Here is a 14,520-nt window from a genome sequence, read left to right as displayed (position 1 = left end):
ACTCAGCCCTCCACCACCCAGGTGTCCTTGGTTCCGCCGCCTTGCGACGAGTTGACGATCAATGAGCCTTCGCGCAGTGCCACGCGGGTCAAGCCACCGGGCACCAGGCGGGTTTCCTTGCCCGAAAGCACAAATGGCCGCAGGTCGATGTGCCGGGGCGCGATGCCGTTTTCGACAAAGGTCGGGCAGGTGGACAGGCTCAAGGTCGGTTGGGCGATGTAGGCGTGGGGGCGGGCCTTGATGCGTTGACGGAAGTCCTCGATCTCGGCGGCGCTGGAAGCGGGGCCCACCAGCATGCCGTAACCGCCGGAGCCCTGGGTTTCCTTGACCACCAGTTCCGGCAGGTGCGCGAGGACGTGGGACAACTCGTCCGGCTTGCGGCACTGGAACGTCGGCACGTTTTGCAGGATCGGCTCTTCATCCAGGTAGAAACGGATCATCTCCGGCACATACGGGTAGATCGACTTGTCGTCCGCCACGCCGGTGCCGATGGCGTTCGCCAGCACCACGTTGCCCGCACAATAGGCGGCCACCAGCCCCGGGACGCCGAGCATCGAGTCGGGGTTGAACGCCTGCGGGTCGAGGAAGGCGTCGTCGATGCGACGGTAGATCACATCAACGGCCTTGGGGCCATCGGTGGTGCGCATGAACACCTTGAGGTCGTGCACGAACAGGTCGGCGCCTTCCACCAGTTCGACGCCCATTTCCCGGGCCAGGAACGCATGCTCAAAAAACGCGCTGTTGAAGCGGCCCGGCGTCAGCACCACCACATTCGGGTTGTCGAGGCGGCTGGAGCTTTTCAGGGTCTTGAGCAGCAGGTTGGGGTAGTGGTCCACCGGGGCGATGCGCTGCTTGGCGAACACCTCGGGGAACAGGCGCATCATCATCTTGCGGTCTTCGAGCATGTAGCTCACGCCGCTGGGGGTGCGCAGGTTGTCTTCGAGCACGTAGTAAGTGCCGTCGCCATCGCGAACCAGGTCGACCCCGGAGATGTGCGAGTAGATATCGCGGTGCAGGTCCAGGCCGACCATGGCCTTCTGGTAACCCTCGTTACCGAGCACCTGATCGGCGGGGATGATTCCGGCCTTGATGATGCGTTGGTCGTGGTAGATGTCGGCAAGGAACATGTTCAATGCATTGACCCGCTGGATACAGCCGCGCTCGATGACGCTCCACTCGCTGGCGGGGATGCTGCGGGGGATGATATCGAAGGGGATCAGGCGCTCGGTGTCTTGCTCGTCGCCATACAGGGTGAAGGTGATCCCGGCGCGGTGAAACAGCAGGTCGGCTTCACGGCGGCGCTGGGCCAGCAGTTCTGGCGGCGTATTGGCCAGCCAGCGGGAGAATTCCTGATAGTGCGCACGGCAAACGCCTTGTGCGTCATTCATTTCATCAAAGAAAGATCGAGCCATTCCAATTACCTTGTCAGTGCCGGGACTAACTGCGCTTTGGCACTGCCGCTTTAGAAAACGCATTTTTTTATGAGCCCGTGGCTGATGGTGCCAACAGGCCTGGTCCTTACTTTCTTTTGGGGTGGGCTCTGGGTCGAGGGGTAACGATTGCTCCTGTATTCAGGCGGGGCAGGTGGATGATTGAAGGAACAAAGCAATGCCTGTGCCATCCACCCGTAGCGACTCCCCTGTGGCGAGGGAGCTTGCTCCCGCTGGGGTGCGAAGCGCCCCCAGGAAGCAGGTAGGCTACGCAGTCCAGCGCGAGCAAGCGCCCTCGCCACATAGAACGCACGATTGCCTCAAAACGGTGCATCGATTACTTGAACTTTGCACCAGCGCGGTTCTTCTAACGGGCTTCAACTACCTGCGTGGAGCACTGATCGTGCCCAGAATCATTTCCCCACAGAACCCTGAGTCGGCCGTGACCGACCACAGCGAACACTCCGCGAAGATGTTCGGTTCACCCAAGGACCGCCTCGACTTCTACCGGCGCGAGATCCAGTACGAAACCAGCATCCTGGCCAACCGCACCGATGCCTACCTCACGGCGCAGTCTTTCCTGGTGATCGCCTTTGTGTCCGGCATGGGCAACCTCAACCCGGAATGGGGCAAGCTGTTCACTCTGGTGGTGCCGGTATTCCTGGCGATGCTGGGCATCCTCAGTTCCCTCAACGCCTGGCCAGGCATTCGGGCGGCCTACGACATCATTGACCACTGGCACTACAAGCAAAGCGAACTGCTGCGCAGTGAGCCGGTGATGGGCCTGGCGTATGACGAGTCGCCGCTGTTCAGCGAGACGGAGTCGTCCCACAAGGGCTATCGCAAGTCGCTGTTGTTCTCGATGCGTGCACCCTGGTTGTTCATGGTGTTCTGGGTGATCCTGGGGGCCTATGCGTTCTATATCCAGGTCGACAACCCGGGCTCCTAGGGAATCGGAATGAACTTCCACCCGGCGTGCGGCGCCTTACGTTTACGCAGGGCACGTTTCCCCAAGATCTGCGAAGAGGTGACCATGAACGCAACCGATAAAGACGACCCGCAAGTCAGCAGCCGCAATGACCCCGCCATCGACGGCGGTGAGCCTGCACCGGGTACAGCGGCCGACGCGCCGAAAGACCCAACGCCTGCCGCCGACCCCAAGGCGGCAGAAAACGACTACAGTCCAGACTTCAAGCCCGAGCGCGAGCCCAAGCCTGAAACCGATGCCGATATCGATACTCAAGGCGGTTAGAGGAGACGGTCATGTCAGTTGAAATAGACGAAGACGATGAACTCAATGACCCGGGCAATGAAGACCCGGGCTCACTGATGGATGATGCCGAAGTTCCGCTTAACGACCTGGATGATGCCGCCGACGTCGGCAACACCGAAAACCAGGAATAACCGTCATTGTTGTGCCTGGGCGCGTCGTTCATACCACGCCAGCATCGGCTGTGTGCTGAGGCCATGAACGATGATGCTCAGGGCAATGACTGACAGCGTCAGGTTCACCGCAACGGTACTGCTGGTGCCCACCAACCCATGGTTGATGGCATAGAACAGGTAGTAGATGCTGCCGATCCCGCGAATCCCGAACCAGCCCACCAGCCCGCGCTGATTGCGATCCAGCAGGCGGCCCCAGGGCACCGACAACACGCTGAGCGGGCGAATCACGCAAAACAGCAAAGCGCCCACCGCCAGCGCCCGCCAGTCCCAGTGACTGACCAGCACCACGCCCAGCAGGGTCACCAGAAACACCTCCATCGAACGCTCCACCAGGCCGCCAAACGCGAGCATGTCGCCCATCATCACGCCGGCAGCGATCTGCGTGTCTTGCAACTGCCCGACGTCACCGTGCAATGCGTGCTCCGGTTCCACTTCCATGTGGCCCACTAACGGTTTTGCCAGATGCTCGGCAGGGGTTTGTGAGTTGCCGGTGGACTTGAACTCTGCCTGGCGCAGGCCGAGGCCGGCGGCAAATACCGACAGAAAGCCATAGCCGCCGATGGCCTCGGCCACCACATAGGCCAGGGCGATCAGGGCCAGCGTCAGGTAGTCATTCGGGGAGAGGGTGCTGTCGGCATTGGTGATGCGCATCTTGAGGGTCAGCCGGCCGATGCCCCGGGCCATCCAATAACCGGTCAACAAGCCGGCCGGCACCGCCCACAGCAGGTTTTTCAGGACCCACCCGCCAAGCCAGTCACCGTCGAACCCACCGTGCTGCATGAACATCAGCGCGAAGATCACAAACGGGAAGGCGGTGCCATCGTTCAAGCCGGCCTCGCCGGAGAGGCCGAAGCGCAGTGCGTCATAGTCCTGAGCGTTATTGACCTGCACCAGGCCTGCGAGCACCGGGTCGGTGGGCGCGAGAATCGCCCCCACCAACAGCGAAACGCCCCACGACAACCCCAGCAGCCAATGCAGTACCAGGCACGTCCCGAGTATGGTCAGGAGCATGACCGGACCGGCCATGCCAAACGCAATGCGCCAGGTTCGATGTTTGAGGGGCAGGCGCAGCTTCAAGCCGCTGACAAACAGCGAAAACAGCACCGCGACCTCCGTCAGGTGTTCCATCCAGCGGGCGGAGTCCTTGATGTCCAGGTGCAGCAGGTCCGCGCCCAGCGGGCCAATACCCACGCCAAGCAACAGGCACACCGCCGAGGTGGTGACCGGCATCCAGCGCAGGTAGGAGGAGGTGAGGGCGAGGGTGAGCAACACCGCGCCGAGTACGGCCATCCATAGAATAAAAGTCATCGGGTGTGCACCGGGCCGTGGTCTGTCCAGGTTTGAGGACCACGGCCGGGCCCAGGTTCAATGTGATTCCAACAACTGTGAACCGATGGTTTTCACACGGATCATGTCTATCAACTGCCGCAACCCTGGATGAGACTGACGCCGGCTGGGGTAATACATGCACAGTGGCGCGCCGATGCAGGCCCAGTCGGGCAGCACTTCCACCAGGCGGCCGTCTGCCAGTTCCGATAACACGCGATTCTCCAGGCAGTAGGCGATGCCCACGCCTTGCAGGGCCGCGTCGACGATGGTTTGTGTGTCGGCCGCGCTGAAGTGGCCGGGCACATCCAGGCGCTGTTGGCGGGTGCCGTTGCCCAGCTCCCACTTGTAGGTGGTCTTGTCGCCCAGGTACATGCGGATGCAAGCGTGGGCGAGCAGGTCCTTGGGCACGGCAGGCCTTCCGGCCTTTGCAAGGTAGGCCGGGGAGGCGACCATGATCCAGCGCAGCTCGCCGGTCAGCGGCACGGCCACCATGTCCTGGGGCACGGTGGCGCCATAGCGGATACCCGCGTCGTAGCCTTCGGCGATGATGTCGAGCATGCGGTCTTCGATCATCACGTCCAGGCGCAGTTGCGGATAGGCGCGGGTGAACTCGCCCAACAGTGGCGAGATCAGCAGCACCGCGGCGTCCCGGGGAACGTTCAGGCGCAGCCGGCCAATCGGTGCCTCGCGGTACAACTCCAGGGTGTCGAGGCCATCCTGGATCGTCGCAAAGCCCGCACTGAGTTTTTCCGCCAGCACCACACCGGCGTCGGTGGGCTCCACCGCACGGCTGGTGCGGTAGAGCAACTTGACCCCCAGGCGGGTTTCCAGGTTGCGCATGGTGTGGCTCAGGGCCGAGGTGGTGACGCCCAGTTCATGGGCGGCATGCCGGAAACTCCGGCGACGGATGATCGCCATGAACACATTCAGGTCGGCCAACTCGGAGCGGTTGAACGCAGCCATATCAAGCACCTTTTGTACGGTTTGGGTTTCACGCGGCGTTGAGCCCGATTCAACCACGGATGATCTAGAGTAATCGTTTTTTTACTGAATGTTTCTGGCGGAGGCTTTTTAATGAGTATCGAAACCATCAAGATCCCGGGGATCGACAAGGCCGTCTCGCGGATTGCCCTGGGTACCTGGTCCATGGGCGGTTCGATGTGGGGTGGCGCCGATAATGAGGTGTCGATCAAGACCATTCGCCATGCGCTGGCCAGCGGCATCAATTTTATCGACAGTGCGCCGGTCTACGGCCTCGGTTTGTCTGAAGAGCTGATCGGCCGTGCCCTGCGCGGCGTGCGCCATACGGCGGTGATCGCGACCAAGGCCGGCCTGCAATGGGACGACGGCACCGTGCGCCGCAACGCCACGGCCCAGCGCATCCGCAAGGAAGTCGAAGACTCGCTGCTGCGCCTGGAAACCGACTACATCGACCTCTACCAGATTCACTGGCCCGACCCGCTGGTGGCCCAGGAAGAAACCGCCGGCGAGCTGGAAAAACTGCGCCGCGAAGGCAAGATCCTGGCGGTGGGCGTGAGCAATTATTCCCCCGCGCAGATGGACGACTTCCGCCAGTACACCCACCTGGACACGGTGCAGCCACCCTACAACCTGTTCGAACGGGCGATCGACAGCGACATCCTGCCGTACGCCAGACAAAACGCCCTGGTGGTCCTGGCCTATGGCTCGCTGTGCCGGGGCCTGTTGACCGGCAGCATGCACGCCGCCACACGCTTTACCGGTGATGATGTGCGCAAGCTCGACCCGAAATTCAAGGCGCCACGCTTTGAGCAATACCTGGCGGCGGTCGCGGCGCTGGATGTGTATGCCCGCGAGTGCCACGGCAAGTCCGTGCTGGCCCTGGCATTGCGCTGGGTGCTGGACCAGGGTCCGACGGTGGCGTTGTGGGGCGCCCGTCGCCCGGAACAATTGAAAGGCATCGAGGACGCATTCGGCTGGCAACTCAGCGCCGATGACCTGCAACATATCGACCGTATTCTGGCCAACACGATAAAAGATCCGGTAGGCCCGGAATTTATGGCCCCGGCCAAACGTTAACCTTTGCGACAGGGATGTCTGGCAGTTGTAAAACAACAAAAGACATCCCTTTGGCGTTGAGGTTTTTGGCATGAAGCGCGGTACCGTATTCAAGAGCATCGGTGGTTTGCTGTGTGTGGTGGCGTTGGCGGGCGCCTGGAAATGGCGGGGCAATCCCGATGTGTTGTGGCAGATCGTCAGCCGCCAATGTGTGCCCGACCAGAGCCAGCATCAAAACCCCAGCCCCTGCCTCAAGGTCGACCCGGACAAGGGTTTCGTGTTGCTCAAGGACCTCAATGGCCCGTATCAGGACCTGCTGATCCCCACCGACAAAGTCACCGGCATCGAAGACGTCGCACTGACCCGCAACCTGCTGCCGCATTACTTTGCCCAGGCCTGGAAAAACCACGACGTGCTCTCCACCGGCCTGCAAACGCCGATTGCCGACCGCTATGTGTCGCTGGCGATCAACTCGCGTTACGGCCGCTCGCAAAACCAGTTGCATATCCATATCGCCTGCCTGCGCCCCGACGTGTTCAACACCCTCACCGAACGCGCCGCCACCCTTAACGAGCAATGGCAAACCCTGCCGGTCAAACTGCAGGGGCATACCTACAGCGCCCGCACCTTGTCGGCAGCCGACTTCGACCTGCGTGACCCGCTGGCGATCCTGAATGACTACGTGCAGGACCAGGGCGATGCCATGGCCAGCTACAGCCTGCTGCTGGCACCCGAGGCGGATGGCAACTTCGTGCTGCTGGCCACCCGCTTGACGCTCAAGGAGTGGAACCTGGCGTCCGCCGAGGAGCTGCAAGACCACCAGTGCAAGCTGATGACCCAGACTGCCGGCTGAATTCATACCCATCTGGAGGTATCCACCACAACGACCTGTTTTAACTGTTTACGACATCCGCGACGCTACCCGTTGAACGAGTGTTCAGTTTCAATTATGTTGGCTGCAACCCCCCGCTGGGCAACCATCGGGCTTGCGCTTTTTCTGATTGAACGAGAGGCACTGGAATGCGGTTTTCACCCTTTGTTGAGCGAATTGCAGGGCAGGGCGTAGCCGCCTGGGACATCCACCACGCCGCGTTCCAGGCCAGCAGCAAAGGCGAAGACATCATCATCCTGAGCGTCGGCGACCCGGATTTCGCCACCCCCTCGTTCATCACCGACGCCGCCGTCGAAGCCCTGCGCCAGGGCGATACCCACTACACCGAAATCCCCGGCCGCCCGGCACTGCGGGATGCGATCGCCGCCCGTTACAGCCAGTCCCTGGCTCGCCCGTTAAACGCTGAAAACGTCATCACCGTGGCCGGCGCGCAGAACGCGTTGTTCGTCACCTCGCTGTGCCTGTTGCAGGCCGGTGATGAAGTGATCGTCCTCGACCCGATGTACGTCACCTACGAAGCCACGCTCAAGGCCAGCGGCGCAACGCTGGTGCGGGTGCCGTGTGCTGCCGATTCGGGCTTTCGCCTCGACCCGGCGCTGCTGGCCGCCGCCATCACGCCGCGCACCCGGGCGATTTTCTTCTCCAACCCCAACAACCCCACCGGCGTGGTGCTCAACCCCCAGGAGCTGCAGGCAATTGCCGACCTGGCGATCGAGCATGAACTGTGGGTCGTGGTAGACGAAGTCTACGAAAGCCTGGTGTTCGACGGTGAGTACCACAGCCTCGCCGCGCTGCCGGGCATGGCCGACCGCTGCATCGTGATCGGCAGCCTGTCGAAATCCCACGCCATGACCGGCTGGCGTATCGGCTGGATCGTTGCCGAGCCTGCCATGGTGGCCCACGCCGAAACCCTGGTGTTGAGCATGCTGTACGGCTTGCCGGGGTTTGTGATGGAAGCCGCCACCGCCGCCGTGTTGGCCCACGATGAAGTCACCCAGGGCATGCGTGAAACCTACCGGCGACGCCGCGACCTGGTGGTCGCCGGCCTGAGCGATTGCCCGGGCATTCACGTACGCGCCCCCCAAGCCGGCATGTTCGTGCTGGTGGATGTGCGGGACACCGGCCTCAGTTCCCTGGATTTTGCCTGGCGGCTGTTCCGCGAAGCGGGCGTTTCCGTATTGGATGCTGCCGCTTTCGGTGAACCGGCCCAGGGCTTTGTGCGGCTGTCGTTCACCCTGGGTGAAGCGCGACTGGCCGAGGCCTGCGAGCGCATCAGCCGCTTCGTCGCCAAGCTCGCCGGCGAGCCGCGAATAAAGCCTGCTGCGAAAATCATCAGCGTGCAGCCGGCGGCCGCGAAGAAGATGATCGAGGTGCTCGACCTGCACAAACGCTTCGGCAATATCGAAGTGCTCAAGGGCATCTCCCTGACTGCGCACGAAGGCGAAGTCATCTCGCTGATCGGCGCCAGCGGCTCGGGTAAAAGCACCTTGCTGCGTTGCATCAACATGCTCGAAGTGCCGGACCAGGGCAGCATTCATGTCGACGGCGAGAGCATCAAGCTCAACTACGGTCGCCCCGGCGCACCACTGGTGGCCGACGCCAAACAGCTGGTACGGATTCGCTCGACGCTGGGCATGGTGTTCCAGAACTTCAACCTGTGGCCCCATCGCACCGTGCTGGAAAACCTTATCGAAGCGCCGATCCAGGTCCTGCGCGAAAGCCGTGCCGAAGCCATCGAGCGCGCCGAAGCCTTGCTCGACCGGGTTGGCCTGGCCGCCAAGCGCAACGAATACCCGGCGTTCCTTTCCGGCGGCCAGCAACAGCGGGTGGCCATCGCCCGTGCGTTGGCCATGCGCCCCAAAGTCATGTTGTTCGACGAACCCACCTCGGCCCTCGACCCGGAGCTGGTGGGCGAAGTGCTGCGGGTGATTCGTTCCCTGGCCGAAGAAGGCCGCACCATGATCCTGGTGACCCATGAAATGGCGTTCGCCCGGGACGTGTCATCCAAAGTCGCGTTTTTGCACCAAGGCTTGATCGAGGAAACCGGCTCGCCGGACTCGGTGTTTATCGACCCACGCAGTGAACGTTGCCGGCAGTTCGTCAACGCGCATCAAACTCGCTAACTCCAAAAAAGACGGGGCAAGATCATGAAATCCAAACGATTGGCAAAGTGGTTGAGCAGTGCAGTGTTGATGCTGGCGGCAGGTACTGCGTTGGCGGCGGAGAAACCCATCGTGTTCGCGGTGGCGGCGGAGCCCTACCCACCGTTCACGGTGAAGGGCGGCAACGGCGAATGGACAGGGTTTGAGGTGGACCTGATCCACAAGCTCTGCGACTTGATGAAAGCTGAGTGCCAGATCAAGGAAGTGGCGTGGGACGGGATCATCCCGTCGTTGCTGGCGAAGAAAATCGACGTGATTTTCTCCTCGATGTCGGTCACCGAGGAGCGTGAAAAACAGATCGCGTTCAGCCGCGCCTACTACGATTCGCTGCTGGGCATTGCCGGTCCCAAGGGCACCACCGTCGACGTCTCGCCGGCGGGCCTGAAAGGCAAGATCATCGGCGTGCAGATCTCCACCGTCAGCGCCAACTACCTGAAGAAGTACTACGAGAAAATTGCTGACCTGAAGTACTACGACACCCAGGAGTCGGCCAACGCCGACCTGATTGCCGGGCGCACCGACCTGATGATGGCCGACGGTGTCGCCATCGCCATGATGGTGAAAACGCCTGAAGCCCAGGGCCTGGCCGAGATCGCCGAAGTGCCTTACGACCCGATCATCGGCCGTGGCGTGGGCGCCGGCCTGCGCAAGGAAGACACCGAACTCAAGGCACGGCTGGACAAGGCCATCGGTGAGCTGCTGGTGAGCAAGGACTACGCTGACCTCTCGCAGAGTGTGTTTGGTGTGTCCGTCAGCCCGTGCAAGCGCGCCGACACGCCAGCGTACGTCAGCAAGGTATGTGACAGCCCCTACACAAACTGACCTGTGACCTTCCTGTGGTGAAGGGGCTTGTCCTGTGGCGAGGGGGCTTGTCCCCCGTTGGAGTGCGCAGCGCTCCCGCTTTTTTGGGGCTGCTCCGCAGCCCAACGGGGGACAAGCCCCCTCGCCACAAGGGTCATTGCGCATCATTGAAATAGGGAGCGCCGATGTTCGATCTACTCAACTTCAGCGAGCAAGGCTGGGGCAACGCATTGCTCAAAGGGTTATGGATGACCCTGCAGATCTCCGCCGGCTCGTTTGCGGTGGGGCTGCTGATCGGCCTGGTGGTTGCCTGCGCCAAGCTCAGTGCGCCGCGCCCGATTGCCATGCTGATGCGCGGCTACACCACGGTGTTCCGCGCGGTGCCCGAGTTGCTGCTGATCCTGTTGCTGTATTACGCAGGCTCCATGGCCCTCAATGCGCTGATGCTGTGGCTGGGGTTCGAGCAGTTCAACATCAGCGGGCCGCTGGTTGCGATCCTGGTATTGGGGCTGGTGCAGGGCGCGTACGCCTCGGAGATTTTCCGCGCGGCGATCCTGGCGATTCCCCACGGGCAGATCGAAGCGGCACGGGCCTTCGGCTTGAGCGGCTTGGGTCTGTTTCGCCGGGTGACCCTGCCGATCATGGCGCCGTACGCGCTGGCCGGCATGTCGAACCTGTGGATCAACCTGATCAAGGACAGCGCGCTGATCAGCGTGGTGGGCACCAACGAACTGCTGTACACCGCCAAGCAGGCGGCGGGCTCGACCCGGCAATACCTGTTGTTCTACCTCACGGCCGCCGCCTTGTATTACCTGGTGACACTGGCCTCCAACTACCTGTCCGGGCGCCTGGAACGACGTATTCGTCGCTGGATGCCGGTTGTCGAGTGAGCCGCACATGCCTGAGTGGATAAGTTATTACGCAGGACTGATCGCCAAGGGCTTGCAGACGACCCTGTCGTTGCTGGTGATCTCGGCGCTGCTGGGTTTCGCCCTGGCGGTGCTGGTGGCGCTGGCACGGCTGTCGCGGCGCAAATGGCTGGCGCGGTGTGCGCTAGGGTACACCAGCGTGCTGCGGGGCACGCCGTTGTTGATCCAGATCTACATTTTCTACTACGGCCTGGGCAGCCTGTTTGCCCAGTTCCCGATGATTCGTGGCAGCTTTTTCTGGCCGTTCCTGCGGGACGGCTACTGGTACATCGTGTTCGCCCTGGTGCTGTCGGTGGGGGCGTACGTCGGTGAGGTGATTCGCGGCGGCCTGCTGGCGGTGCCCAAGGGCGAAATGGAAGCCGCCTCGGCGTTTGGCATGACGCCTCGCCAGGCGCTATTGCGCGTGCGCCTGCCACGGGCCATGCGCCTGTTGCTGCCCACACTGGCGGGGGAAACGGTGATGTTGCTCAAGTCCACGGCACTGGCCTCCACCATCGCGGTGGTCGACCTGCTCGGCGCCGCCAACGTGGTGCGCGCCCAGACCCTGCAGATCTACCAGCCACTGCTGCTGGTGGCCGGGGTTTACCTGTGCCTGACCTTTTTGATTGAAGCCCTGTACGCGATTGCCGAGCGGCGTGGCACACCGTTGCGCAGGTCTGCCGGATGAAAACCGATCGCTCGTTGCAAGGGATTGCCCTGTGCTCACTGGCCTATGCGTTCCTGGCGTTGCAGGACGCCGGGATCAAATGGCTGGTGGCCGACTATTCGGTGTTCACCATCCTGTTCTGGCGCAGCCTGGTGGTGGTTTCCGCCTGCGTGATCGCCGGGCGCCTGGGCCTGCTCAAGCGTGCCTGGCACTCGGTCAGCCGCAGGCTGTTGATCATCCGGGGCCTGTTGTCGCTGCTGGCCTGGCTGCTGTACTACACCGCCGCCAAGGACCTGACCCTGGCGGAAATGACCACCCTGTATTTTTCCGCGCCGATCATGGTCACGTTGCTGGCCGCGCTGATCCTCAAGGAGCGCGCCAGCCGTGGCCAGTGGGTTTCGCTGATCATTGGCTTTGTGGGCGTGGTGATTGCCTGTCGCCCCAGCAGCATGGTCGACCCGCTGCCCATTGGCCTGACGCTGGCCGCAGCGCTGTGCTGGGCGTTTACCTATATCCAGCTGCGCCAGGTGGATGACAACACCTCGGTGCTCGAACAGATGCTGATCACCAACGTGGTGTTCGTGATTTGCATGGCGGTGACATTGCCCTGGACGCACACACCCTCACCGACACCGGCATGGCTGGGCATGCTCGGCGCCGGGCTGGTGGGCGGAATTGGCCAGTTCCTGTTGTTTGCGAGTTTCCGCCGGGCCACGGCAACGCTGTTGGCGCCGTTCGAGTACACCGGGTTGATTTGGGCGTTCCTGCTGTCGAGCCTGGTGTGGGGCACGCTGATGGATGTATCGCTGATCTTCGGCGCCGTACTGATCGCCATCAGCGGCACCCTGGCCATGCTCAGCGCCCGGCACCCTGTGTCACAAGACGTGGTCGGCGCTGAATGCTCCGTGACGCAGCCCTTGTATCCAGCAGCGGCAGATGTGCAGCCCGTCGGCGGGGCTGAAGGTGCCGGGGTTGAGGCACCACTCGAGCCAGAGTCCGTCGAGCATCGCCGATAAGCCGATGGCCGCCAGACGCGTGTCGTGGATCACGAAGCCTTCGCTCGCGGCCAGGTCGTCGAGCAGTTGGCGAATCAGTTCGAGGTAGGCGCGGTAGCTGTTTTCGTGGGAGTCGTTCACGGGGTCTGAATGGCGGATCAGGCTCCAGAACACCACCCACACCCCCAGCAATTTCGGGTCCATGACCCGTGAGGAAAACGAGCCGGCGAGGAACGCATCCAGCCGTGCGGCAGGGCCCTGGGCCTGGTCGACTTCCTGCCACAGGGCGGTGGTCAGTTCGCTGGCGAGCTTGTGGTAGGTCTCGGCGATCAGTGCATCGATGCTGCCGAAATGGTGATTGAGCAACCCCACCGAAACCCCGGCTTCAGCGGCGATGCGCCGCACGGAAATGCCGGCATGCCCGTCCCGGGCGAGGCTGGTGAGGGTGGCGGCAATCAACAGGTCGCGACGGTCTTCGGTCACAGGCACACCCTTGGTAAAAGTACATGGTTGAACGTGTGTTCAATATATACCCACAGCTCCAACAAGAGGAGGGCAGCGGCATGGCAAAAGACCTTTCGTGGCAAGTCCCGGGCGATTCGGGGAACACCCTGCACATCGGCGCCTGGCGCTTTGAGGGGGACGGCAGCGGCCCGCGGGTGCACCTGCAAGCCGGCGTGCACGCCGATGAAATCGCCGGGATGCTGGTGTTGCACCAACTGCTGCCGCGTTTGCAGGCGTGCCATGACCAGGGGCGGCTCAAGGGCACGGTGACAGTGGTGCCCCAGGCCAACCCGTTCGGCATTGGCCAGTTTCGCCAGGGGCGGTTGCTGGGGCGCTTTCATGAAGCCACCGGGCAGAATTTTAACCGGGCGTTCGATCATTCATTGGCGATGGAGCGCCCGGCCAGCAACCTGGCGCAATGGCAGAAAAGCCTGGTGCAACTGGCGGCCGATGCCGAGTTGGTGCTGGACCTGCACACGGATGATGAAGCGCTGCCGTACCTGTATATCCACCGCAGCTTTTGGCCCGAGGGTCGGGCATTGGCGGCGGCGTTGCAGGTGGACGTGGTGATTGTCTGGGACGAGGGCGGCGACGGGTCGTTTGAGGAAACCATCATCAATCACGCCAACCCGCGAATGGCAGCGACCATTGAATTGCGCGGGCAGGCGGATGTGAGTGACGCCCTGGCCGGGCAGGATGGCGATGGTATCTGGGCCTGGCTCTGTGCAAGCGGGGTGATCGACGAAGCCCCGGCGATTGCCGATTGGCAGGGGCAGGTGGTGGACATGGGGTGCATGGAGACCATCCTGGCGCCGTGCCCCGGGGTGTTGGTGTTTGAAAAACGCCTCGGTGAACAGGTCGAGGAGGGCGAGCGGTTTGCACGGATTATCCGGCGGCCCGGGGACCCGGCGTCTGAAGTGGTACTGCATGCCGTGCAAACCGGGCGCATGGTGACGGGGCATCGGGAGCGCCTGGTGTCGCAGGGGTCGGTGGTGGCCAAGTTTACCGGTTCGCGGTTGTCTGACAGCTACAGCGGTGGGGTGTTGGATCCTTAGTAGAGGTGTACATATCCGTTTTTTTTGTGATGGCTTCGATGGGTTCCGCTCTTACAGCGGGTCACTTTTGAAAGGAGCCCAAAAGTAACCAAAAGGCTCTTGCCCCACCACTCGGCACCTCGCTAATGCTCGGTGTGCCCTCACTCCGGTATTACTACGCGGGCCGCCGCGACGGGGCGTCCCTGCCCCGTCGCGGCTAAACCGGCGTCCTGCCGGTTTACCCGCTCCGTACTACCTGCGTTCGGCCAGCGTGGTTTAACGGGGCGCCTAAGATCAAGATCAAATCAAGATCAA

Annotated in this window: 14 protein-coding genes and 1 pseudogene; 11 read left to right on the top strand and 4 right to left on the bottom strand. The window is 62.3% G+C overall.

Going from position 1 to position 14,520, the window contains the following annotated elements; genetic code table 11:
- Positions 1-2: 2 nt before the first annotated feature.
- On the bottom strand, positions 3-1,412 hold the full coding sequence (locus P3C29_RS19010; protein WP_010169365.1) for a circularly permuted type 2 ATP-grasp protein: 1,410 nt from the start codon (positions 1,410-1,412) through the stop codon (positions 3-5).
- A 421-nt stretch (positions 1,413-1,833) separates the two neighbouring features.
- Between P3C29_RS19010 and P3C29_RS19005 the strand changes: the two genes are divergently transcribed.
- The 3 genes from P3C29_RS19005 (at position 1,834) to P3C29_RS18995 (ending at position 2,834) form a co-directional block, all read left to right on the top strand.
- Positions 1,834-2,379, top strand: coding sequence for a hypothetical protein (locus tag P3C29_RS19005; protein WP_029615826.1), 546 nt, complete (start codon positions 1,834-1,836; stop codon positions 2,377-2,379).
- Positions 2,380-2,463: 84 nt separating this feature from the next.
- A complete protein-coding gene (locus tag P3C29_RS19000) occupies positions 2,464-2,682 on the top strand; it encodes a hypothetical protein (RefSeq protein WP_275965178.1) in 219 nt (72 codons plus the stop codon).
- Between the two features lie 11 nt (positions 2,683-2,693).
- A complete protein-coding gene (locus tag P3C29_RS18995; RefSeq protein ID WP_003217070.1) occupies positions 2,694-2,834 on the top strand; it encodes a hypothetical protein in 141 nt (46 codons plus the stop codon).
- 3 nt (positions 2,835-2,837) lie between these two features.
- On the opposite strand, the gene P3C29_RS18990 is transcribed toward P3C29_RS18995, so the two are convergent.
- Both P3C29_RS18990 and P3C29_RS18985 read right to left on the bottom strand, forming a co-directional pair.
- Positions 2,838-4,184 (bottom strand): sodium:proton antiporter, encoded by a 1,347-nt coding sequence (locus P3C29_RS18990; protein ID WP_275965177.1) that lies wholly within the window; start codon positions 4,182-4,184, stop codon positions 2,838-2,840.
- 57 nt (positions 4,185-4,241) lie between these two features.
- Complete coding sequence (locus P3C29_RS18985) at positions 4,242-5,168, bottom strand: LysR family transcriptional regulator (RefSeq protein ID WP_275965176.1); 927 nt, start codon at positions 5,166-5,168, stop codon at positions 4,242-4,244.
- 111 nt (positions 5,169-5,279) lie between these two features.
- On the opposite strand from P3C29_RS18985, the gene P3C29_RS18980 reads away from it, so the two are divergent.
- The 7 genes from P3C29_RS18980 (at position 5,280) to P3C29_RS18950 (ending at position 12,688) form a co-directional block, all read left to right on the top strand.
- Positions 5,280-6,263 carry an aldo/keto reductase gene (locus P3C29_RS18980; protein WP_010169355.1) on the top strand — a complete coding sequence of 328 codons (984 nt, stop codon included), beginning with the start codon at positions 5,280-5,282 and terminating at the stop codon, positions 6,261-6,263.
- A gap of 70 nt (positions 6,264-6,333) precedes the next feature.
- Entirely contained in the window at positions 6,334-7,095 is a 762-nt protein-coding gene (locus P3C29_RS18975; RefSeq protein WP_275965175.1) for a CDP-diacylglycerol diphosphatase, read from the top strand.
- A gap of 167 nt (positions 7,096-7,262) precedes the next feature.
- Positions 7,263-9,257, top strand: coding sequence for an aminotransferase class I/II-fold pyridoxal phosphate-dependent enzyme (locus P3C29_RS18970; RefSeq protein ID WP_275965174.1), 1,995 nt, complete (start codon positions 7,263-7,265; stop codon positions 9,255-9,257).
- Positions 9,258-9,281: 24 nt separating this feature from the next.
- Positions 9,282-10,118: a transporter substrate-binding domain-containing protein gene (locus P3C29_RS18965; protein ID WP_201124030.1), complete on the top strand. Its 837-nt coding sequence runs from the start codon at positions 9,282-9,284 to the stop codon at positions 10,116-10,118.
- Positions 10,119-10,282: 164 nt separating this feature from the next.
- Positions 10,283-10,987, top strand: coding sequence for an ABC transporter permease subunit (locus tag P3C29_RS18960; RefSeq protein ID WP_010169350.1), 705 nt, complete (start codon positions 10,283-10,285; stop codon positions 10,985-10,987).
- A gap of 7 nt (positions 10,988-10,994) precedes the next feature.
- Entirely contained in the window at positions 10,995-11,693 is a 699-nt protein-coding gene (locus P3C29_RS18955; RefSeq protein WP_169388363.1) for an ABC transporter permease subunit, read from the top strand.
- The gene (locus P3C29_RS18950; protein WP_169388364.1) at positions 11,690-12,688 is read left to right on the top strand and encodes a DMT family transporter; all 999 of its coding nucleotides are present in this window, start codon (positions 11,690-11,692) and stop codon (positions 12,686-12,688) included. Before P3C29_RS18955 ends, P3C29_RS18950 begins: the two co-directional genes overlap by 4 nt.
- Here the strand turns inward: P3C29_RS18950 and P3C29_RS18945 are convergent.
- Positions 12,644-13,072, bottom strand: a pseudogene (locus P3C29_RS18945) (TetR family transcriptional regulator C-terminal domain-containing protein); the annotation flags it as partial. The gene P3C29_RS18950 and the pseudogene P3C29_RS18945 overlap by 45 nt on opposite strands.
- 158 nt (positions 13,073-13,230) lie before the next feature.
- Here P3C29_RS18945 and P3C29_RS18940 point away from each other — a divergent pair.
- A complete protein-coding gene (locus P3C29_RS18940; protein WP_275965173.1) occupies positions 13,231-14,226 on the top strand; it encodes a succinylglutamate desuccinylase/aspartoacylase family protein in 996 nt (331 codons plus the stop codon).
- Positions 14,227-14,520 lie beyond the last annotated feature (294 nt).

Origin of the sequence: Pseudomonas sp. 1912-s, assembly GCF_029269205.1 — a bacterium.
Lineage (GTDB): Bacteria > Pseudomonadota > Gammaproteobacteria > Pseudomonadales > Pseudomonadaceae > Aquipseudomonas.
Note: the sequence above shows the minus strand (reverse complement) of the source record. Positions and strands in the feature narration are given on the sequence as shown.